Annotated in this window: 20 protein-coding genes; 16 read left to right on the top strand and 4 right to left on the bottom strand. The window is 72.1% G+C overall.

Annotated elements, in window-relative coordinates; genetic code table 11:
- The first annotated feature begins 33 nt into the window (after positions 1-33).
- The 4 genes from E9998_RS15505 (at position 34) to E9998_RS15490 (ending at position 4729) form a co-directional block, all read left to right on the top strand.
- Positions 34-2061, top strand: coding sequence for a putative bifunctional diguanylate cyclase/phosphodiesterase (locus tag E9998_RS15505; protein ID WP_136530607.1), 2028 nt, complete (start codon positions 34-36; stop codon positions 2059-2061).
- A gap of 99 nt (positions 2062-2160) precedes the next feature.
- Positions 2161-3138, top strand: a complete 978-nt coding sequence (locus tag E9998_RS15500) for a sigma-70 family RNA polymerase sigma factor (protein WP_136530606.1) — start codon at positions 2161-2163, stop codon at positions 3136-3138.
- Between the two features lie 114 nt (positions 3139-3252).
- Positions 3253-4302 (top strand): RpnC/YadD family protein, encoded by a 1050-nt coding sequence (locus E9998_RS15495; protein ID WP_136530605.1) that lies wholly within the window; start codon positions 3253-3255, stop codon positions 4300-4302.
- Between the two features lie 127 nt (positions 4303-4429).
- The gene (locus tag E9998_RS15490; RefSeq protein ID WP_136530604.1) at positions 4430-4729 is read left to right on the top strand and encodes a hypothetical protein; all 300 of its coding nucleotides are present in this window, start codon (positions 4430-4432) and stop codon (positions 4727-4729) included.
- A 56-nt stretch (positions 4730-4785) separates the two neighbouring features.
- Here E9998_RS15490 and E9998_RS15485 read toward each other — a convergent pair whose 3' ends face one another.
- Entirely contained in the window at positions 4786-5205 is a 420-nt protein-coding gene (locus E9998_RS15485; protein ID WP_136530603.1) for a VOC family protein, read from the bottom strand.
- 336 nt (positions 5206-5541) lie between these two features.
- Between E9998_RS15485 and E9998_RS15480 the strand changes: the two genes are divergently transcribed.
- The 8 genes from E9998_RS15480 (at position 5542) to E9998_RS15445 (ending at position 13608) form a co-directional block, all read left to right on the top strand.
- Positions 5542-5898, top strand: coding sequence for a DUF485 domain-containing protein (locus tag E9998_RS15480; protein WP_136530602.1), 357 nt, complete (start codon positions 5542-5544; stop codon positions 5896-5898).
- A complete protein-coding gene (locus E9998_RS15475; RefSeq protein WP_136530601.1) occupies positions 5898-7577 on the top strand; it encodes a solute symporter family protein in 1680 nt (559 codons plus the stop codon). Before E9998_RS15480 ends, E9998_RS15475 begins: the two co-directional genes overlap by 1 nt.
- Positions 7578-7742: 165 nt before the next feature.
- Positions 7743-8738: a sensor histidine kinase gene (locus E9998_RS15470; protein ID WP_136530689.1), complete on the top strand. Its 996-nt coding sequence runs from the start codon at positions 7743-7745 to the stop codon at positions 8736-8738.
- Positions 8735-9502 carry a LytR/AlgR family response regulator transcription factor gene (locus E9998_RS15465; RefSeq protein WP_136530600.1) on the top strand — a complete coding sequence of 256 codons (768 nt, stop codon included), beginning with the start codon at positions 8735-8737 and terminating at the stop codon, positions 9500-9502. The genes E9998_RS15470 and E9998_RS15465 overlap by 4 nt, the downstream gene beginning before the upstream one ends.
- 49 nt (positions 9503-9551) lie before the next feature.
- Positions 9552-9905: a hypothetical protein gene (locus tag E9998_RS15460; RefSeq protein WP_136530599.1), complete on the top strand. Its 354-nt coding sequence runs from the start codon at positions 9552-9554 to the stop codon at positions 9903-9905.
- The gene (locus E9998_RS15455) at positions 9902-11437 is read left to right on the top strand and encodes a sodium/solute symporter (RefSeq protein WP_136530598.1); all 1536 of its coding nucleotides are present in this window, start codon (positions 9902-9904) and stop codon (positions 11435-11437) included. The genes E9998_RS15460 and E9998_RS15455 overlap by 4 nt, the downstream gene beginning before the upstream one ends.
- 191 nt (positions 11438-11628) lie before the next feature.
- Positions 11629-12444: a 23S ribosomal RNA methyltransferase Erm gene (gene erm / locus E9998_RS15450; RefSeq protein WP_136530597.1), complete on the top strand. Its 816-nt coding sequence runs from the start codon at positions 11629-11631 to the stop codon at positions 12442-12444.
- An 81-nt stretch (positions 12445-12525) separates the two neighbouring features.
- A complete protein-coding gene (locus E9998_RS15445) occupies positions 12526-13608 on the top strand; it encodes a response regulator (protein ID WP_136530596.1) in 1083 nt (360 codons plus the stop codon).
- A gap of 147 nt (positions 13609-13755) precedes the next feature.
- On the opposite strand, the gene E9998_RS15440 is transcribed toward E9998_RS15445, so the two are convergent.
- From E9998_RS15440 to E9998_RS15430, 3 genes are all read right to left on the bottom strand, one after another.
- Positions 13756-14502, bottom strand: a complete 747-nt coding sequence (locus tag E9998_RS15440; RefSeq protein WP_136530595.1) for an SAM-dependent methyltransferase — start codon at positions 14500-14502, stop codon at positions 13756-13758.
- A 154-nt stretch (positions 14503-14656) separates the two neighbouring features.
- On the bottom strand, positions 14657-15208 hold the full coding sequence (locus E9998_RS15435; protein WP_136530594.1) for an alpha/beta fold hydrolase: 552 nt from the start codon (positions 15206-15208) through the stop codon (positions 14657-14659).
- A 34-nt stretch (positions 15209-15242) separates the two neighbouring features.
- Positions 15243-15851, bottom strand: coding sequence for a hypothetical protein (locus E9998_RS15430; RefSeq protein ID WP_136530593.1), 609 nt, complete (start codon positions 15849-15851; stop codon positions 15243-15245).
- A 239-nt stretch (positions 15852-16090) separates the two neighbouring features.
- Between E9998_RS15430 and E9998_RS15425 the strand changes: the two genes are divergently transcribed.
- The 4 genes from E9998_RS15425 (at position 16091) to gatA (ending at position 21799) form a co-directional block, all read left to right on the top strand.
- On the top strand, positions 16091-17827 hold the full coding sequence (locus tag E9998_RS15425) for an ABC transporter transmembrane domain-containing protein (protein WP_158299826.1): 1737 nt from the start codon (positions 16091-16093) through the stop codon (positions 17825-17827).
- Positions 17824-19626 (top strand): ABC transporter ATP-binding protein, encoded by a 1803-nt coding sequence (locus E9998_RS15420; RefSeq protein ID WP_192907099.1) that lies wholly within the window; start codon positions 17824-17826, stop codon positions 19624-19626. The genes E9998_RS15425 and E9998_RS15420 overlap by 4 nt, the downstream gene beginning before the upstream one ends.
- 371 nt (positions 19627-19997) lie before the next feature.
- The gene (gene gatC / locus E9998_RS15415) at positions 19998-20297 is read left to right on the top strand and encodes an Asp-tRNA(Asn)/Glu-tRNA(Gln) amidotransferase subunit GatC (protein WP_136530591.1); all 300 of its coding nucleotides are present in this window, start codon (positions 19998-20000) and stop codon (positions 20295-20297) included.
- Entirely contained in the window at positions 20297-21799 is a 1503-nt protein-coding gene (gene gatA, locus E9998_RS15410; RefSeq protein WP_136530590.1) for an Asp-tRNA(Asn)/Glu-tRNA(Gln) amidotransferase subunit GatA, read from the top strand. Before gatC ends, gatA begins: the two co-directional genes overlap by 1 nt.

Raw genomic sequence — 21799 nt, 5'->3', positions numbered from 1 at the left:
ACCGCGGAACGGTGTGGCAGTGGGAGGAGCGATATGGCCACGACGCTCATGCGCAACACTGCGCCCAGCGAGCATCCAGGCCGCTACTACGGCTTCCTGGCGGCGGTCGCCGTGGGCGCGATCGTGTGCGCCGTCGCCGTGACCGCCGAAGGCGAGGTGCCCGAGGGCGGCTGGTTCGGCGTGCCCTTCGCGTTCTGGCTCACCGCGGCCCTCGCCCTGGTCGCCGAGCTGCGCCCCACCCGCTGGGGCGGCCTGTGGATGTCCCCGATCGCCTCGATCTACCTCGTCTACGTCCTCGCGACCATGGTGACCTGGGGTTTCCTCCCCGCGCTCATCGTCCAGTGTGGGGCGCTCGTCGTCCTCTCCGTCCAGATCTCCTCCGCGGGCTGGCGCACCGTCTTCAACATGTCCCAGCAGGGCATCGCGCTGGCGCTCGCCTGGCTGGTGTGGGACGCGCTCGGCGGCGCGGGGGAGTGGGCCGGCTCGGCCTCGCAGGTGTTCGCCGTCTTCGCGGCCGGGATCGTGTGGACCCTCGTCAGCTGGGGCCTGGTCGCCACCCGCACCGCCCTGCGCCTGGGCGGCGGCTGGACCGACCTCTTCGCGCAGTGGGCCCGCAGCGAGTGGGCCCTGCGCGTCACCCAGATCGCCATCGCCCCGATCCTGGCGACCGCCGCGATGTCCTCGTGGTGGCTGGTCGCGGCCTCGGCCATCCCGATCTTCAGCGTCTACCGCATCCTCCAGGCCGCCGCCGACCGCGAGCGCGAGGCCGACCACGACCCGCTCACCGGCCTGCTCAACCGCAAGGGCTTCCAGGAGCTCGTCGACTCCAAGCTCATCGACGCGGGCGAGACGAACACGGCCGTGGCCGTGCTCATCCTCGACCTCGACCGCTTCGCCGACGTCAACTCCGCGCTCGGGCACGAGATCGGCGACAAGCTCCTGGTCGAGCTCGCCCACCGGTTCCTGGCCGACAAGCCCCCCGGCAAGGCCATCGCGCGCCTGGGCGGCGACGAGTTCGCGTTCGTGTGGGCCGAGATCGACGGCATGACCGACCCGCTGGAGTGCGCCCGCGAGATCCGCGCCCGCCTGGACGCGCCGATCGTGCTCGGCGACGCGAGCGTCGAGGTCGACGGCTCGGTCGGCATCGCGGTCTTCCCCGACGACGGCCAGGACTTCCAGACCCTGTTCCGCCACGCCGACATCGCCATGTACGAGTCGAAGCAGCGCGCCTCCTCGTTCGCGCGCTACGCCCCCGAGTACGACCACCACTCGCCCGAGCGCCTGCGCCTGCTCGGCGACGTGCGCCGCGCTCTCGACCACCCCGACGCCCCCGGTGTGAACCTCTTCTACCAGCCGCAGGTGCGCCTCGCCGACGGCGAGGTCATCGGGGCCGAGGCGCTGCTGCGCTACAACCACCCCGAGCGCGGCGTGGTGAACCCCGCCGAGATTATCGAGACCGCCGAGCACTCCTCGGTGATGCGGATGCTCACCGAGCGGGTCGTGGACATCGCCCTGCGCCAGCTCCGGTCCTGGAACGAGACCGGCTACGACCTGCGCATGGCCGTGAACGTCTCGGTGCGCGACCTCCAGTCGCCGGAGTTCACCGACTTCCTCACCGAGCGGATCGACGCCTACGGGGTGAACGCCTCGAAGCTCCAGCTGGAGATCACCGAGTCCGCGCTGATGGCCGACCCGCGGCGCGTGGTCGTCAACGTGCAGCGCCTCTCCGACCTCGGCGTGGGGATCAGCCTGGACGACTTCGGCACCGGGTTCTCCTCGATGCAGCACCTGCGGCGGCTGCCGGTCACCGAGATCAAGATCGACAAGTCCTTCGTCACCAACCTCGTCGACGACCCCGACAACGCCGCGATCGTCTCCACCACGATCGACCTGGGCCGGGCGCTCGACGTCGAGGTGGTCGCCGAGGGGGTCGAGGACGAGGCGGTGCGCAAGCAGCTGGAGGGCTGGGGCTGCCACGCGGGCCAGGGCTGGCACTTCGCCAAGCCCATGAGCCCCGACGCGTTCGAGCGCTGGATGGCCGACCACCGCGGCCGCCGCTGACCGGCGCGGCCACAAGGGAACGGCCGGAGCGGCCGCGGCCAGCGCGATCGCGCGCGAACCGTCTTCACAGGTGTCGGTGGTCTGTGCAAGGCTGGAGCCATGAACGTTGTGCTCAATGACGAGATACTCGCCGAGTTCGAGCCGCACCGGCGCGAGCTGTGCGCCTACGCCTACCGGATGCTCGGCTCGTCGTTCGAGGCCGAGGACGCCGTGCAGGAGGCCTTCACGCGGGCCTGGAAGTCCTACGCCTCCTTCGAGGGCCGCTCCAGCCTCCGTTCGTGGCTGTACAAGATCACCACGAACGTGTGCCTGGACATGGTCAAGGGCCCCCAGCGCCGGGCCCGGCCGATGGACCTCGCCCCCGCCTCGGACGCCGGCTCACCGCTGCCCGCGCCCGAGCCCGACTACATGTGGGTCGAGCCGATCCCCGACTCGATGGCCTTCGGCGCCGACCCCGCCGCCGCGGCCGAAGCGAAGGACACGCTGCGGCTCGCGTTCGTCGCCGCCGTCCAGCACCTCCCCGCGAAGCAGCGCGCCGTGATGCTCATGCGCGAGGTCCTGCGCTTCTCGGCGGCCGAGACCGCCGAGGCGCTCCAGCTCAGCCCCGCCTCCGTCAACAGCGCCCTCCAGCGCGCCCGCGCCACCATGGAGCAGGTCCAGGCCCGCCCCGCGGACGCCTACGCCATCGACGACGCCGACCTGAGCAAGCTCATCGACGGCTACGTCAGCGCCTTCGAGGCCTACGACCTCAAGGCCCTCACCGCACTGTGCGCCGACGACGTCGCCTTCCAGATGCCCCCGTTCCCCCTGTGGGTCCAGGGCCACGACAGCGTCGTGGAGTTCCTGCTCGGCACCGGTTCCGCCTGCCGCGGCTCCAAGCTCGTCCGCGTCGAGGACGCCAACGGCCACCCCGCCTTCGGCCACTACAAGCCCAGCGACGACGAACCGGGCCTCTGGACCCCTTGGTCCATCACCATCCTGGAGATCGCCCAAGGCAAGATCGCCGGCCTCAACTACTTCCTCGACACCCCCAAGCTCTTCCCCCTCTTCGGCCTCCCCATGGAACACCGCGAATAACCAAACGCCCCCTTGGGGCCCGGCGCCGAAGGCGCCGGGCCCCGCCCATTCCCGAGCCCGACTCCCGATCTGTGATCCACACCATGAGCCCGTTTCCCTTCTCTCATCCCCTCGTTGGAACTGATGTGCGAGTCGGACGAAAGAAGGGAGTCGCACGTGGCAGGTGACTGGCATGAGGTGATCGCCAAGCTGATCATGGACGAGCCGGGGGTCTCGTGGGAGCTGTTCGAGATCGGGCGCGAACGAGCGGTGCCCGTGTGCACCGACGCCTGGCATCACAGTGGAGTGCGCGGGAGCCCGGTGAGAAGCGAGCTGCTCGTCGGAGCGTCCACGCGGGCCGAGTCGATCGGTGCCCCGATCCTCAAGGAGCGACGCGCGGACCGTGTCGTCAGGCTCGGATTCGAGGACGATTCGGCGATGATGGTTCTCTGCGAGGTGCAGTCGGTCTGGAAGGACGACAAGGCGCTCCGGCTGCCCGGTTATGTCGCCCGTGTCCACGAGGACTACGGGCTGCCGGCCGAGCTGGTGATGATCTGCCGGACCGATGCGCTCGCTTCGAGGTATCGCGAAGGGCTCTGGCTCGGCGCGCACAGCGTCGTGACGCCGATGGCGATCGGTCCCTCGGACCTGGCGCCGATCGACGATCCGGAGGCGTTCGGCAGGAGCCTGCAACTCCAGGTCATGACGATGGTGATGCGGCGGATGCCGCGGGATGCGGGGGAGCTGTCGAAGCTCATGGCGGTGCTCAAGGAAGGACTGGAAACGACGAGTCCCACGTTGGCGGAGGATTACGCCTACTATCTCAGCAAGCTCAAGGGCGAGGAGTTCACAGTGGTCATGGAGGAGACGATGAACCGGGAGGCCGAACCCGAGTGGTGGCGCCGGACGAAGGCCCGGATGGCCGGCGAGGGCAGGGAGGACGCCCTCGCGGAGGGTCTCGAACAGGGTCTCGAACAGGGTCTTGAGCGCGGACTTGAACAAGGTCGCCGCGAAGAGCTCAGGCGCCAGAGGGCCGGTCTCATCGGTCTGCTGGCGGCCCGTTCGATCCAGACCGACTACAACGCGGTGTCTCGGATCGAGTCGTGCGAGGACCCCGAGGTGTTGGCGGCTTGGACGCAGCGGGTGGTCGTGGTCGACCGCGTCGAGGAGTTGTTCGAGGACTGAGCAGGCCTTCCGTCGATGGAGTGACGCCCCGGTGGCGGGCGGGGCGGGCTGCTCGGGGGAGTCGGTTCGGGTGCGGGGCTGGGATGATGGGGGTTGAGTTTCGCCGTCCCCCTTTGGAGGATCCGATTTGGAGGAATTGCCCGACACCCCCTCCCAGAGCGACCTCCCGAACGGAGGTCTCGACTTGGGCGCCTTGAAACCCTGGCATCTGCTTGTGCTGCTCTGCGCCGTCGCGGTGGTGGCCGCGGTCGTGCTCACGATCGTGCTGGTCGCCGTGCACGCGGGCAGGAAGCGGCAGTACCCGTACCCGCCGCCGATGTACCCGCCCGGTGCGCAGCAGTGGCCCGGCCGACCGCCGCAGCCCGGCGCGGCTCCGCCGCCTCCCGAAAGTCCGCCGCCCAACCAACCGCCGCAGCCGCCGGGCTGACGGTGGCGAAGGGCCGCCCCGCGTGAAGCGGGGCGGCCCTTCGGGGTTTCCGGGGGTCAGGACTGGGGGTAGGGCATGAAGAAGGGCTCCCATTGGTGGCCGTCGGGGTCGAGGAAGGTGCGGCCGTACATGCCTACTTCGGCTTCTTGGACGCGGCGGTCGTTGCGGGCGTCCTCTTCGGCGCCGCCGGCTTTGAGGGCGGCCTCGGTGAGGTCGTCGACCTCTTCGCGGGTGCGGAGGGCCAGGGCGTAGGCGGCCGAGGAGTAGGCGACGGTGTCGGCGACGGGCCGTTCGGAGAAGGTCGTGTAGAAGTCCTTGACGAGGAGCATGAGGCAGATGTTGTCGTCCACGACGACGCAGGCGGCGTTCTCGTCGGTGAAGTCGGGGTTGACGGCCCAACCCAGGGCCTCGTAGAACCCCTTGGCCCGGCCCAGGTCCGCGACGGGCAGGTTCAGGAAGATCATCTTGGTCGCCATCGGCGGGTCCTCTCAGCCGACGGGTGCTCGCGCGGCCCGCCCTCGGTCCTCTTCCCTATGCAGACGAGACGGGCGGCGCGGATTCATCGGCCGTGAGGCGCCCTTTCGTTCGCGCCGTTCACAGACCGCTCGCCGACCGTTCGGCGACGCCCCGTCGCAGCCTCGTCGCAGGAGGACGGCGATCCGGCGACCCACGTCACATCGATGCTTCTCACTGCCTCCTGAGGCTCATAGGTTCCTTGACAAACCCGGTTCCGCGTCGGCCCGGCCCGCACGGCGCCGACGCGACCGGGACCGGGCGCAGCCCAGCAACAGCCCAGCAAGGAGGAAGGCCCGATGACCACCAGTCCCGACGCCGACGGTCCACCCCCCGAGGTCAGCGAGGCGGACATCGCCGCCATGCACGACGACCCGCGGTTCGCCGAACTCAAACGCACCCTGTTCCGATTCATCGTCCCCGCCACCTTCGGCTTCCTCGCCTGGTACCTCCTCTACGTCCTGCTCTCGGCCTACGCCCGCGACTTCATGGGCACCGTGGTCTTCGGCAACGTCAACGTCGCCCTCCTCCTCGGCCTGGGGCAGTTCCTCTCCACCTTCGGCATCGCGTGGGGCTACTCCCGCTACGCCTCCCGCAACTTCGACCCCAAGGCGATCGAGCTCCACGACGCCGTCCACTACGGAGAGGACCGCTGATGGACATCCTCGCCCAGGCCGAAGGCTCCGGCCGCACCCTCACCATGGTGCTGTTCCTCGCCACGGTCGCCGTCACCATCGGCATCACCATCTGGGGGCACCGCTACACCCGCACCGCCACCGACTTCCACTCCGGCGGGCGCGGCTTCTCGGCGTGGCAGAACGGCTTCGCGATCGCCTCCGACTACATGTCGGCCGCCTCGTTCCTCGGCATCGCCGGGACGATCGCCCTGTTCGGCTACGACGGGTTCCTCTACTCGATCGGCTTCCTCGTCGCCTGGCTCGTCGCGCTGCTCCTCGTCGCCGAGATGCTCCGCAACACCGGCCGGTTCACGATGGCCGACGTGCTCTCGTTTCGGATGCGCCAGCGCCCGGTCCGCACCGCCGCCGCCGTCTCCACCCTGAGCGTCTCGATCTTCTACCTGCTCGCGCAGATGGTCGGCGCGGGCGCGCTCATCGCGCTCCTGCTCGGCATCAAGGAGGGCGAGACCTTCCTCGGCATGGACGCCGCGACCGCCAAGATCGTCGGCATCGTCTTCGTCGGCCTCATCATGACCCTCTACGTCGCCCTGGGCGGCATGAAGGGCAACACCTGGGTCCAGATCTTCCAGGCCTGCGTGCTCGTCGGCGGCGCGGCCGTCCTGACGATCATGGTCCTCGGCCAGTACGGCTTCAACGTCTCGAACCTCCTGGAGGACGCGGCCACCGCCTCGGGCCAGGGCGCGGCGTTCCTCGAACCGGGCCTGCGGTACGGCGTCGAGGTACCCGGCGACGCGGTCCAGACCATGTGGAACAAGCTCGACCTCCTCAGCCTCGGCATCGCCTTGGTGCTCGGCACCGCCGGCCTCCCGCACGTGCTCATCCGCTTCTACACCGTCCCCGACGCCCGCGTCGCCCGCAAGTCCATCAACTGGGGCATCGGCCTGATCGGCGCCTTCTACCTGATGACGCTCGTGCTCGGCTTCGGCGCCGCCGCTATCGTGGGCTACGAGGCCATCACCGCGCAGGACAAGGCCGGGAACACCGCCGCGCCGCAACTGGCGGAAGTGGTCGGCGGTGACGTGGGCGGGTCGACCCTCGGGTCGGTCATGCTCGCGGTCATCGCCTCGGCGGCCTTCGCGGCCATCCTGTCGACCGTGTCGGGCCTGGTCATCGCCTCGTCCTCGTCGCTCGCGCACGACCTGTACAACAGCGTCCTCCGGCGCGGGCAGGCCTCCGAGCGCCAAGAGGTCGGCTTCGCCAAGCTCGCCTCGATCGGCATCGGCGTCGTCGCGATCGTCCTGGCGATCTTCGCCCAGAACCTCAACGTCGCCTTCCTGGTGGGCCTCGCCTTCGCGGTGGCGGCCTCGGCGAACCTGCCGACGCTGCTGCTGAGCCTGTTCTGGAAGCGGTTCAACACCAGCGGCGCGCTGTGGGGCATCTACGGCGGGCTCATCGCCTCCCTGACCCTCGTCGTCTTCTCCCCGGTCTTCTCCGGGGCCGAGAACTCGCTGCTCGGCGAAGGGGTCGACATCGCATGGTTCCCGATGTCGAACCCGGGCCTGGTCTCCATCCCGCTCGGTCTCCTGTGCGCCGTCGTCGGCACGCTGACGAGCGACGAGTCCGACTCCGAGAAGTTCGCGACCCTCCAGGTCCGGGCGCTCACCGGAGCCGGCTCTGAGCGGGCCGTGAATCACTGAGGCCCAGGGGGCGGGGAAGGCCGACCGGCCCTCCCCGCCCCCGAATGTGCGCCACGTTACAGTGAAGGGGTGATCCCCGGTCGCATCCGGGCCTCCCTTCGCGCGGTGAGGCTCACTCCTCAGCGCCAACGACGGCGCTCCGGAAGCGCGGCGACCCTCAGCGCCCTGCGACTGTCCCGCCAGATCGGCGAGGCGCTCGCCGACGGCCTCACCGACAAGGGCGCCCAGACCGCCGCCCGCCGCCTCGCGCGACTCCTCGCCGCCGACGCCGTCGCCCTCGCCGACTGCGAACGCCTCCTCGCCGTCGCCGGACCCCTCGACACCGAAGCGGCCCTGGGCATCCTCACCGAGAGCCTCGACCTCCTCGAACCGGTCACCGCCCCGCCCCTGCGCGCCGCGCCCCTCGTCGTCTCCGGCGACCTCGCCGGCTGCCTCCTCGTCGCCGGGGACGTCAGCGACGCCGAACTCGCCGAAGCCGCCCACCTCGTCGCCACCGCGCTCGACCACGCCGAACTCGACCGCTCCCGGGAGCGGATCGCCGCCGCCGACCTGCGCACCCTCCGCGCCCAGATCTCCCCGCACTTCATGCACAACGCGCTGGCCGCCATCAGTGCCCACACCCGCACCGACCCCGAGCGGGCCCGCGAGCTGCTCACCGACTTCTCCGACTACCTGCGCTACTCCTTCGCGGGCACCGGCGACTTCGCCACGGTCGCCGCCGAGCTCCAGGCCGTCCAGACCTACCTCGAACTCCAGCGCGCCCGCTTCGACGACCGACTCGACATCACCCTGCGCATCGCCCCGGAGGTCCTGCCCGTGCCCATACCCTTCCTGGTCGTCCAGCCCATCGTGGAGAACGCCGTCCGCCACGGCTTCGAGTCGCGCCCCGGCACCGGCCACATCGCCGTGCGCGGCTTCTCCGAGGGCGCCCTGTGCGTCATCGAGATCGAGGACGACGGCGCGGGCATGGAACCCGAAGCGGCCAAAGCCATCCTGACCGGCAAGCACGCGGGCGGCGGGCGCATCGGGCTCGCCAACGTCGACCGGCGCCTCCGAGCGGTCTACGGCCCCGAGTACGGCCTGTGGCTCGACACCGCCCCCGGAGCGGGGACCAAGGCGACCGTCCGCATCCCCAGATACGCGCGGGGGGTGCACGCATGAGTGCCGGACTGCGCCTCCTCGTCGTCGAGGACGAGCCCTCCACCCGGGCCGAACTCGCCGGGCAGCTCGCCGAACTGCCCAGTGTCGGCGAAGTCCGCTGCGCCGCAGGCGGAGACGAGGCGGTGCGCCTGCTCGGATCCGGCTCCTTCGACGCGGCGTTCCTCGACATCGCCATGCCCGGCCTCACCGGCATGGACGTCGCCCGCATCCTCAAGCGCCTTTCCGACCCGCCCGAGATCGTGTTCGTCACCGCCTATGACAACCACGCCGTCGAGGCCTTCGGGCTCGGCGCCGCCGACTACCTCCTCAAACCCTTCCGCCCCGAACGGCTCGCCGAGGCCGTCGCGCGCCTCGGCCGCCGCCGCACCGGACGGCCGGTGGGGGACAAGGCCGACGACCTCGCCGTCGTCCAGGTCGAACTCGCCGGGCGCACCGTGTTCGTGCGCCGCGACGACATCGCCTACGCCGAGGCCCACGGCGACTACGTGCGCCTCCACTGCTCCCAGAAGGACATCGGACGCGGCTCCCACCTGCTGCGCCAGTCCCTCACCTACCTCGAAGAGGTCTGGGACGCCGCCGGGTTCGTGCGCGCCCACCGCTCCTTCCTCATCAACCTCGCCGCCGTCACCGAACTGCGCGTCACCTCCACCGCCGGCCTCGTCGCCGTCACCGAGGTCGGCGAGGTCCCCGTGAGCCGGCGCCACTCCCGGCTCCTGCGCGAACGGCTCCTCCAGGCAGCCCGCGAAGGCGGCCGCACCCAGTGACCGCCCCCGCGCCCCGACTCCCGGTGCGCGCCTTCGCGAAGGCGCACCGGTGAACCAGCGCGTCCGCGTCACCAGCCCCCAGACCCGCCTCGCCCAGCGCCGCGGCGCCGACGCCAAGGGCCGCCTCTCCCACCTCGCCGGGCGCCCGCCCGTGCCCTCCTCGGCCATCGACCTCGACGCCGCCGAGAACGCCCTCCGCCGCCAGCGCCGCCTCGCCGTCACCACCGCCGGGGCCCTCCTATCGGCCCTCGCCGTGCTCCTCACCGCCGCCGCCCTCACCCCCGGCCACCTCGGCTGGATCCTCCTGTTCTTCGTGCCCTACCCGATCCTGCTGGCCCTGGCCGCGCTCCACGTGCGCCGGGCCGAGCGCATCGAGGACACCCACCACGGGGACGGCCCCTGATGCTCGGCCTCGCCGCCATCGGCGCGGTCATCGTCGCCAGCGTCCTCATCGGCGTCTGGGGGGTCCGCGCCGCGCGCTCCACACCCGACTTCCTCGTCGCCTCCCGCAGCATCGTCCCCGGCTGGAACGCCCTCGCCATCGCCGGCGAGTACGTCTCGGCCGCCTCCGTCCTCGGCCTCGCCGGGCTGCTCGTCAAGAACGGCGTCGGCGCCATGTGGTACGCCGTGGGCTTCACCGCCGGGTACGTGCTCGTCGCCGCGCTGGTCGCGGGCCCGATGCGCCGCAGCGGCGCCTACACAGTCCCCGACTTCGCCGAGTACCGGCTCGCCTCGCCGCGGCTGCGCCGCATGTGCGGCCTCGTGGTCCTCGTCATCATGCTGCTGTACCTCCTGCCGCAGTTCAAGGCCGCCGGGGTCGTGCTCGAACTCGTCTCCGGCATCCCCTACTGGATCGGCGTCGTCGGCGCCGGACTCGTGGTCTCCTCCACCATCGCCGTCGGCGGGATGCGCTCGGCGACCTACGTCCAGGCCTTCCACTACCTCGTCAAGCTCGCGTTCATCGCCGGGCCCGCCGTGGCGCTCTTCGCCCTCGCCGGACCCGAGCGCCGCGACGCCGCGCTCAACCCGATCGCCGCCGACCCCGGCTGGACCCGCCCCCTCCTCGACCTCGACGGCTCGGGCCACTCCCTCCTCTCCACCGTCTCCGTCCTCGTCGCGACCACCTTGGGCGCCATGGGACTTCCGCACGTCGTCATGCGCTTCCACACCGTCGCCGGGGCCCGCGCGGCCCGCCGCGTCGCCGTCAGCGTCATCGTCCTGCTCGGGTTCTTCTACCTCTTCCCGGTCGTCTACGGGCTCCTCGGCCGCGTCGTCACCCCCGACCCCGAGGAGACCGACGTCGTCCCCGTCCTCGTGCCGGGCGCGATCGTCCCCGGCACCCTCGGCGCCGTGCTCACCGCCCTCGTCGCCGCAGGCGCGTTCGCGGCCTTCCTGTCGACCTCCTCGGGCCTGCTCCTCGCGCTCGCGGGCGGACTCTCGCACGACCTGTTCGGCGGGTCGCTCTCGCGGCTGCGCCTGGGAGTCGTCGTCGGCACCGTCCTCGCCGTCGCCCTCGCCCTCCCGGCCGCCGACGTCGACATCAACGTCCTGGTCGGCTGGGCCTTCGCGGTGGCCGCCTCCACCTTCTGCCCCCTGCTCACCCTCGGCATCTGGTGGCGCGGCCTCACCGCCACCGGCGCCACCGTCGGCCTGCTCATCGGCGCCGGCTCCTCCACCGGCGCGGCGCTGGCCTCGGCCGTCCTCGACCTGGAGCCGGGCCCCGTCTCGATCCTCCTGGCGCAGCCCGCACTGTGGACGGTGCCGCTCGCGTTCGCGTCCATGGCGCTCGCCTCGCGCCCCGGCTCGGTGCCCGGCTGGGCCGGGGAGGCCGTGCTGCGCCTGCACGTGCCCGGCCGCCACAGCACCGGCGACACCGACGCGATCCCGCGGCCCCGCCCCGGAAACCGGCTCGACGCCGACCGCGGCACCGGCTAGTCTCGGCGCCATGTCAGGCAGTCCCGGGACGAACGCGTGCGCCGCGTTCGGACCCACCTACACGCGGATCCGCGCGGCGGCCTAGGCCCGCACGCGTCAGCCTTCCCCGGTGCCCTCAGGCGGCACCGGCCGCGTCCGTGCGCGGACCTGGGCGAATCGAGTCCCGATTCGACTACTCCGCAAGGATCGCCATGTCCCGCAGCCAGTTCCCGCGCGCCCGCGAGGGCCGTACCGCCGACCGCAAGACCTCCAACCGCAAGGCCCTGTCGCAGAACTTCATCGCCGACCCCTCTATCGCGCGCGGCATCGTCGCCGCCTCCGGCGTCGGCCCTGTCGACCTCGTCGTCGAGGTCGGTCCTGGCGACGGCGCCCTCACCCGGCCGCTCCTCGACCGCGCCCGCCGCGTCGTCGCCTACGAGAAGGACCGCCACTTCGCCGAACGCCTGCGCTCGCGCCTGGGCCACCACCCTCGCTTCCAGTGCCGCCTCGGCGACTTCCGCGACGCCAGGGCCCCCGACGAGCCGTTCGCGGTGGTCGCCAACGCGCCCTTCGCCATCACCACCGACATCGTGCGCTGGTGCCTCGCCGCCCGCACCCTGACCGCCGCCACCCTCGTCGTCCAGCGCGAGTTCGCCCGCAAGCACACCGGCGACTACGGCCGCTGGAGCCGACTCACCGTCGCCCACTGGCCGACGTGGCACTTCGACCTCGGGACGCGCATCGACCGCGCGAAGTTCCGCCCGGTCCCCGCCGTCGACGCGGCCGTCCTGCATCTGACGCGCCGCCCCGAACCGCTGCTTCCCGAAGCGGCCCTGGAGGACTACCGCGACCTCGTCGACCTCGGTTTCTCCGGCGTCGGCGGCTCCCTCTCGGCCTCGCTGCGCCGGGCCGTACCAGCCCGCCTCGCCGCTCGCGCCTGCGCGGAAGCCGGGATCGCGCGCGACGCGCCGGTCGGACTCGTCGCGCCCGACCGCTGGATCGCGCTTTACGCGGTGCTCACCCGCTAGCGCGAGGGGGTGCCGGAACGGTGGCCTCGGCCCATTATGGTTGAGATGCCCGGCCCGGTACCCCCTCCCTTGGAGCCGTTCATGAGTGAAGCCATCTGGATCGAACTGATCAAGGTGCTGCCGGCGTTCCTGTGGATCGGCCTCGCCATCGCGGCTCTGGTCCTCGCGAAGCGGCTCCTCGCTCAGCAGGCGCACCGCATGACCCGTGTCGAATCGCCGTTCGTCTCGGTCGACTTCGCGCAGGACGCGATCGAGCAGGCCTTCAACCGCGGTCCCGAGACCCCGGTGCCGAGCGACCCGACGGCGGGCGACGAGGGGCCGGACGACCGCGATCCCCCCGGATCGGTCGAGCCGACCTCCTGGACCCCGGTCGAGGCCCGGACGGGAACGGGAACCTGGCTGCCCGGACCGCCCGGCGCCCCCGCCGACGGCGATCGGACGTTCGTGCTGCGGCGGCCGCTGCCGAAGCAGCCCGGGCCGGTCACCGAAGACGATGTCGACCTCGACGAACTCCTCGACGAAGACGGCGTCCAGACCGGACCCGAAGCCGAGCCGCTGTCGGCGGAGACTCCGCCGAGCGCGCCCGTCAAGCCGTACCCGCCCGTTCCGCCGCACCAGGGCTACCCGATCGGCCCGCTCTATCCGCCGACCGTGGGCACCACCGCGCACCGGCCGCCGTCCTACTACGCCGTGACCACCGATCCTCAGCGCGGCCTGCGCGCCGCCACCAGGCTCGCGGCCGCCGCCGACCTCCTTCAGGGCGGCGCGATCCTCTGGGTCGACGACCATCCGCACTGGAACGAACCGCTGGTCCGACTCTTCCGCACCGCGGGGATGCGCGTCGTCACCGTCAAGTCCACCGATGAGGCGCTGCGGTACCTCGACGCCGACGGCTGCGACCTCGTGATCACCGACCTCCACCGCGAGAACGACCCCGGAGACCAGGTGGCGGGCATGGCCCTCCTCGATCGGATGGTCGCGCGCGGCATCCCCACCCCCGCCGTCGTGTTCTCCGACAATCCGCAGGTGCGGGCCATGACCCACCCGCGCGCCGCGGGCGCCACCAACAACCCCGAGGAACTGGTCAACCTCGTCGTCGACCTCGTCGGCCACCGCCGCAACGCCATGCAGGTCCAGCAGCAGTCGTTCTTCGGCAACCGGTGACGTACGCGCGAAGCAGACTCGGTTGTTGACCGTTTGCCGTCCGGCGCGGCCGCTCGCTACGGTTGCCCCGTGCGGCTGTGGCGGTCCTGGCACGGAGCGAACTGAAGGCGGGCCCCGCGTGGGACCCGCCTTCGTTCCGGCGCCGCTCTAGCGGTTCATCAGGGCGAAGACGCCCCAGCCCAGGTACTCGCGCTGGTAGCGCACGTGCTGCACCGGAGCGGTCCGCAGCTCCTCCCGCATCTCCCCGGCGAGCTCGTCGCCGGGGTTCGCGTCGAGCCAGCGGCGGACGTTGAGCCACTGGGCCGCGACATACCGGTCCCAGCTGTCCTGGTCGGCGAGGACCATCTCGACCACGTCGCAGTCGAGCTCGCCGAACCGGGCCACGAGGCCCGGCAGGTCGTACAGGTCCGACTCGTCGCCCATGTGGCAGGCCGCCACGGTCGCGGCGTCCTCGGGGCGCCGGCGCCAGTACGGTTCGCCGACGAGCATGAGCCCGCCGGGCGCGAGGCTGCGCCGCAGCAGCTCCACGGTGCCGTCGAGGCCGCCGCCGATCCAGGTCGCGCCGACGCACGCGGCGATGCCGACCGGCTCGTCCGCGACGTGCCCGGAGGCGTCGCCGTGGACGAACGCGACCCTGTCGGCCACGCCCAGTTCGGCGGCGCGCTCGCGCGCGGCCGCGGTGAACACCGAGCTGATGTCGACGCCGGTGCCCCGCACACCGTGGTCGCGCGCCCAGGTGCAGAGCAGTTCGCCCTTGCCGCACGCGAGGTCGAGCACTGCGGTGCCCGGCTCGATGCGCAGCGCCTCGCCCAGGATCGCGAGCTTCTCGGTCGTGAACGGGTTGAGCAGTCGGTGACCGCTTTCGCGGATGGTGAAACTACGTGGGAGATCCACTTTCGGAGATCCTTCTGTCGCAATGGTTGTGGTCGCTCTGCGCCCGGTTCGCACCGGCCGCGGCCGTCAGGACCGCCATCGAAATGCACCTCTTCCCGTCAGTGGAGTTATCGCGGAGAACGTACTGCCGCCGCTGCGGATCCGTCCATCGGTTTCAGCAGGCGACGCGGCGCAGGTCGGCGGCGAAACGGCCGGGGGAGCCCAGGTGCGGGTGGGCGTCGCCCGTCCCGTACTCCTCGTACTCGCCGCCGGGCACGCGCACGCGCAGCCACGCCTCGTAGCCCGGCCGCGGCTCGGCGCTGAACACCGAGAGGTACCGGCATTCGAGGCGGCCACCGGCCTCGGCCGCTTCGGGCACGTCGAGGCGCTGCCCGACGTTCACGACCGCGTGGGCCACATAGCGGACGGCGAACACGGTCGCCACGAGCGCGGCCCGGCCGTGCCCGGCGAGGACGGGCGCGCGGGCCCCGGCTCGGGCGGCCAGGAGCGCGAGGGACTCGGCCTGGTCGGCGACCGTGCGTCCCTCGGGCAGGTCGAGCACCGACACGGCGCCGAGGTCGACGAGGCGCGCGGCCACCGGCCACCAGGCGGAGCGGTCGTCTTCGGCGGGGTTGAGGAGCAGGACGGGGCGGCCGGAGGCGCCCCAGCGCTCACCGGCCCATTCCCCGTGGTCGGATCTGAGGTCTTCGGAACGCGTCTTCGGCACGGCGGTCTCCTGTCGGGAGTGCGCGGAGGGAGCCCTAGGGCATCGTGGCCCGGGCGGCGGGGACACCGCCGCACAGCCCGTGCGGCGGTAAGAGGTCGAGGTGTCCCGCGGCGAGGGGCGGCGACCGGCCCGCGGAGACCCGCGGCGGGCAGGCGCGCGCGAGGACCCCGCGGCCGCACGCGGCGGCGCGGGCCCGTCGCAGCGCGGGGGATCGCCGCGGCTCGGGGAACGCGAGCGCGCCGCGCACCGCGCCGACGAGGCACTGCCACAGCAGCGAGGCGCACGCGCCGATGAACGCGTAGACGGCGAGGCCGAGGACGAGGACCATGAGCGGCGGCACCGGGTACTCCCCGGCCACGGCACGCTCGGCCGCGTCGGTGCACACGAACGCGCCGGTCGACAGCAGCGCCGAGACCCGCACCGCCCGCTTGGAGGCCCGCGGCCGGACCCGGATCGCCGCCAGCCCGGCCAGCGACCCGATCGCCAGGCCCGCGGCCAGGATCGCGACCTGGTCGGCGTGCTCGTCCAGCCGCCACACGTCCGGCGCGCGGCCGGTCACATGGGCGTGGTCGAGGAGCCAGGACGAGAGCGCGTGCGCGCCCACCCAGCCGAGCAGACCGAACACGACCGCGGAGGCGGCCACCAGGAGCCTGGTGCCGAGCGGCCGGACCGCGCGGCGGCGGCGCGTCGTTCGGATGGGTGCCTCCTCGGGGGTCCCCGCGAGTCTACGAGCCGAACGCGAGCGACCCCCACGCCGGTACCGCGGCCGCGAATGCGGCGAACGTCTCACCCCTTGGGTCGCACCGGAAGAACCCCAGCTCAGGGCCGCTCTTGAGCGATAAACGGCTTGCCGTTGTCGTACCCGCCCTTTACGCTCGGCAAGTGAGGATCCTCCGCGCCCCCGAACTGCCGCTCGACGGCCCGCCCCCGCCCGGCGGCCGCAGGGTTGACGAGTCGACGCCGCCGGGCACGCCCTGGCGGTTCCTGCTGTGGCTCGCCTCGCGCCGCAAAGGCCTCGCCGCCGCCGCGCTCGTCACCTCCGGCATCGCCCTCGGCGGCCTCCCGATCCTCCCCTACTTCCTCACCGGCGCCGTCGACGAAGGCCTCGCCCAGCGCGACTGGGGCGCGCTCGTCGGCTGGTCCCTCGGCCTCGTCGCCGCCGGCGGCCTCTTCGCCGCGATGATCGTGTGGTCCCACCGCCTCACCGTCTACTGGCGCATGGACGCCTCCTACCGCACCCTCCAGCTCGCCACCCGCAAGGTCAACCGCCTCGGCGACGAACTGCGCCGCAAGGTCACCACGGGCCAGGTCGTCTCCGTCGGCGCCACCGACATCAACCGCATCTCCTGGGCCGTCGACTCCCTCTCGCCCAGCGCCGGCTGCCTCCTCGGCCTCGTCGCCGTCGGCATCCTCCTGTTCAACACCTCCGTCGCCCTTGGCCTGACGATCTTCATCGGCGTCTTCGCCGTCGGCCTCATCACCGGCCCCGTCCTCTCCAAGCTCCAGGCCAGCCAGGAGCGCTACCGCGAACGCGTCGGCGACATCACCGACCGCGCCTCCGACATCGTCTCGGGCCTGCGCGTCCTGCGCGGCATCGGCGGCGAGGACCGCTTCAACGCCTCCTACCGCGAGGACTCCGAAGCGCTCCGCGAAGCCGGGTTCAAGGTCGCCGGACCCACCGCGTGGCTCAACGCCCTCGGCGAAGGCACCCCCGCGATCCTCCTCGGCGTCGTCATCTGGATCTCCGCGAGCCAGGTCGCCTCCGGCGACCTCACCCCCGGCCAGATGGTCGCCGCCTTCGGCTACACCGGCGCGCTCATGCTCCCCGTCCACTGGCTCATCGGCTGCACCTACCGCATCATCGAGGGCCGCGTGGCCGCCGCCAAGGTCTGCGAACTCCTCGCCGTCCCCGAACGCGAAGCGCCCGAACAGATCCTGCCGGGCCCCGCCGAAGGCGCCGAACTCCACGACCCCGAATCCGGCCTCACCGTCAACGGCGGCGAACTCCTCGCCGTCGCCTCCGCCGACGCCGCGCAGATCGCCGAGGTCTTCGACCGCCTCGGCGGCTACGCCGACTCTGAAGCCCGCTTCGGCACCGTGCCCGTCGCCGCCATCGACCGCGACGAACTGCGCCGCCGCGTCCTCGTCGCCGACCACGACGCCTACCTCTTCGCGGGCACCGTCGCCGCCGCCGTCGCCGCCCGCGACGGCGAAGGCCGCGTCGAAGCCGCCATCGAGGCCGCCTCCGCAGCCGACGTCGTCGAAGCCCTCCCGCACGGCCTCGACACGCGACTGGACAACCAGGCCCGCACCCTCTCCGGCGGCCAGCGCCAACGACTGCGCCTCGCCCGCGCTATCGCCGCCGCCCCCGAGACCCTCCTGCTGCGCGAACCGACCTCCGCGGTCGACTCCCACACCGAGGCCCGCATCGTCGACCGCCTCGCCGAAGCCCGCGCCGGACGCGCCACCGCCGTCGCCACCACCTCCCCGCTGTGGCTCGGCCGCGCCGACAAGGTCGCGTACGTCCACGGCGGCAAGGTCATCGCCACCGGCAGCCACCACGACCTGGTCGCCGGACACCCCGACTACCGCGCACTCGTCACCCGGGAGGCAGCGTGAGCACCCCAGTCCCCACCGCCGACAACGGCCTCCTGCCGGTCGCCGACACCCCCGCCGTCCGCCGCGCCTTCCTGCGCCTCCTCGCCACCGAGAAGCGCCGCGCCGCCACCGCCGTCGGCCTCCACCTCGTCGGCGCCGTCGCCGCCGCCGTCGCCCCGATCCTCCTGGGCGACATGCTCGACCGCCTCGCCGCCGGCGACTCCATCGACACCCTCGCGCTCGGCCTCGTCCTCTCCATCGTCGCCGTCGTCGTCTTCACCTGGGCCGGCACCTTCGTCTCCCACCGCCTCGGCGAACGCCTCTCGGCGCGGATGCGCACCGAATTCGTCGAACGCGCCCTCCGCCTCCCGATGCCCGTGGTCGAACAGGCCGGCTCCGGCGACCTCATGACCCGCTCCTCCGCCGACGTCCCCGAAGCCGGGATGCTGTTCCGCGACGGCCTCCCGCAGGTCACCGTCTCCCTCCTCAAGGTCATCGTGTTCCTCGCCGCGATGCTCTGGGCCAGCCCGCTCCTTGGCCTGTGCATGCTCGTCGTCGTCCCGCCCCTCTACATCGGCACCCGCTGGTACCTCAAACGCGCCCGCCACGGCTACCTCGCCGAACGCGAGGCCGAATCCGGGATCGGCGACGCCATCGGCGCCTCCGCCGACGGCGCCCGCACCACCGAGGCCTACCGCCTCCGCGCCCAGCGCGACGCCGCCGGAGACGCCACCGTCGAACGCCACTGGAAGGCCGCCCGCTACACCCTCTACCTGCGCAGCGTCTTCTTCCCCTTCCTCGACGGCTCCTACGCCCTCCCCACCGCCGCCGTCCTCATCGTCGGCGGCGCGTTCTACTTCCAAGGCGGCGTCACCCTCGGCACCGTCGCCGCCTGCGCCGTCCTCACCCGCCAGATCCTGTTCCCCATCGACCACCTCCTCATGTGGGTCGAGAAGGTCCAGCGCGGCTTCGCCGCCATGGCCCGCATCGAAGGCGTCGCCGAGGCCGAGGACGCCGAGACCGGCGCCACGAGCGAACGGCCCGCCGACGGCGCCGTCGAGCTCACCGGCGTCCGCTACGCCTACCCCGGCAGCGGCCGCGACGTCCTCCACGGCGTGTCCCTCCACGTCCCGGCCGGGCAGCGCCTCGCCGTCGTCGGCCCCTCCGGCGCCGGCAAGTCCACCCTCGCGCGCCTCATCTCCGGCTCCGACGTGCCCCGCGAGGGCCGGGCCGCCATCGGCGGCGTCGACGTCGCCGCACTGCCCCTCGACGAGCGCCGCAAGCGCGTCACCCTCGTCACCCAGGAGCACCACGTCTTCACGGCCTCCCTGCGCGACAACCTCATCCTCGCCAAGGCGGGCGCCACGGACGCCGAACTCGACGCCGCGCTGGCGGCCGTCGGCGCCGACTGGGCCTTCGACCTGCCCGAGGGCCTCGACACGCCGCTGGGCGGCAAGGCCCGCGAACTCGACGCTGCGAGCGCGCAGCAGATCGCGCTCGCGCGGATCATCCTGGCCGACCCCGACGTGGTGATCCTCGACGAGGCGACCGCGATGCTCGACCCGCGCGCCGCCCGCGACACCGAACGGGCGCTCGCGGCGGTCCTGGAGGGGCGCACCGTGATCGCGATCGCGCACCGCCTCCACACGGCGCACGACGCCGATCGGATCGCGGTGGTCGAGGACGGGCGCGTCGCCGAACTGGGCGACCACGACGAGCTCATCGCGCTCGGCGGGCACTACGCGGGACTGTGGAGCGCCTGGCACGGCGGTGCGGCGCAGGAGACCGAGGACGGGGATCTCGCCTCGGCGAACGCCTAGGGGGACAAGGGAACACCCCAGAGCACGAATCAGACCCCGGGCTTTCGCCCGGGGCCTGCACTGGTCCGAGAACACCACCACAAGTCGGAACACCCACCGACTCGTTCTTAGCAAGGAAACAGAAAGGAAACCAGGAAACCCGTTCCGAACCAGTAACGAGAGAGTATCACGTCACATTCGCCGTGGCTAGGGGTGGACATCCATACCGCCCGATTCCTGTCGAACCCTTTTCGCGCCAGCTTCGTCACAGCGCCGGGTAAGCCCGTGCCGGGCCCGGCCACTCTCCACGGTGCCCGCCTCGGGCCCGCGCCGCGCACGGCCTAGACTCGACTGGTCTTCCCGCAGCTAGTAACCGTTAGGAAACACCTGTCGTGAGTACGATTTCACGCGAGGAGGTCGCGCACCTGGCGCGGCTGGCCCGCCTCGAAGTCACCGATGACGAGCTCGACGCCTTCGCCGGCCAGCTCGACGTCATCCTCGAATCGATGAAGACGCTCGCCGACGTCGACACGGACGGCGTCCAGCCGACCTCGCACGCGGTGCCGCTGGTGAACGTGTTCAGGGAAGACCAGCCCCAGCCGTCCCTGCCCCGCGACGCCGTCCTCGCCGGCGGCCCCGACACCGCCGAGGACCGCTTCCGTGTCCCGCGCATCCTGGACGAGGAGGCCTGATGACCGACCGCATCATCGACCGCACCGCCGCCGAACTGGCCGCGGACATCCGCGAGGGCCGCCTGACCTCCGTCGCCGTCACCACCGCGTTCCTCGACCGCATCGCGGCCGTCGACGGCACCGTCAAGGCGTTCCTGCACGTCGACCGCGAAGGCGCGCTCGCCGTCGCCGCCGAGGTCGACGCCGCCGTCGCCGCGGGCGAGGACCTCGGCCCGCTCGCGGGCGTCCCGATCGCCGTCAAGGACGTCGTGGTCACCAAGGGCCTGCCGACCACCGCCGCCTCGAAGATCCTCGAAGGCTGGATCCCGCCCTACGACGCCACGATCACCGAGCGCATCAAGGCCGCGCGGATGCCGATCCTCGGCAAGACCAACATGGACGAGTTCGCGATGGGCTCCTCCACCGAGTACTCCGCGTACTTCCCGACCCGCAACCCGTGGGACACCGGGCGCATCCCCGGCGGCTCCGGCGGCGGCTCCGCGGCCGCGGTCGCCGCGAAGATGGCCCCGCTCGCCATCGGCACCGACACCGGCGGCTCGATCCGCCAGCCCGGCGCCGTCACCGGCACCTTCGGCGCCAAGCCCACCTACGGCGGCAACTCCCGCTACGGGCTCATCGCCTTCTCGTCCTCACTGGACACCCCGGGCCCGGTCTCGCGCAACGCCCTCGACGGCGCGCTGCTCCACGAGGTCATCTCCGGCTACGACCCGCGCGACTCGACCTCCATCGACGCGCCCGTCCCGCCCGTCGTGGAGGCCGCCCGCCTCGGCGCGACCGGCGACCTCACCGGCGTCAGGCTCGGCGTCGTCAAGGAGTTCAAGGAGGGCGCCGACGCCGCCGAACCGGGCGTCATCGCCGCCTACGAAGCGGGCGTGGAGCAGCTCGTGAAGCTCGGGGCCGAGATCGTGGAGGTCTCCTGCCCGTCCTTCGCGTACGCGCTGCCGACCTACTACCTCATCGCCCCGTCCGAGGCCTCCTCGAACCTGGCCCGCTACGACGGCGTCCGCTACGGCCTGCGCGCCGGCGACGACGGCAAGCACTCGCTCGAAGAGGTCATGAGCCTCACCCGCGAAGCGGGCTTCGGCCCGGAGGTCAAGCGCCGCATCATCCTCGGCACCTACGCGCTCAGCGCCGGGTACGTGGACGCGTTCTATGGCAAGGCCCAGAAGGTCCGCACGCTCATCAAGCAGGACTTCGAGAAGGCCTTCGCGTCGGTCGACGCCATCGTCAGCCCGACCACGCCGTTCGTCGCCTTCGAGTTCGGCGCCCGCACCGGCGACCCGTACCAGATGTACCTCGCCGACCTCTACACGATCCCGACGAACATGTACGGCGGCCCCGCCGTCTCCGTGCCCGTCGGCCTCTCCGAGGGGATGCCCGTCGGCCTCCAGGTCATGGGCCCGGTCCTCGGCGACGACGTCACCTACCGCGTCGCCGCCGCCCTGGAGTCCACCCAGGACGTCCTCCTCGCCGACACCGCGCCCGAGATCGAAGGGAACTAG

Source organism: Glycomyces paridis (assembly GCF_004912155.1).
Lineage (GTDB): Bacteria > Actinomycetota > Actinomycetes > Mycobacteriales > Micromonosporaceae > Glycomyces > Glycomyces paridis.
Note: the sequence above shows the minus strand (reverse complement) of the source record. Positions and strands in the feature narration are given on the sequence as shown.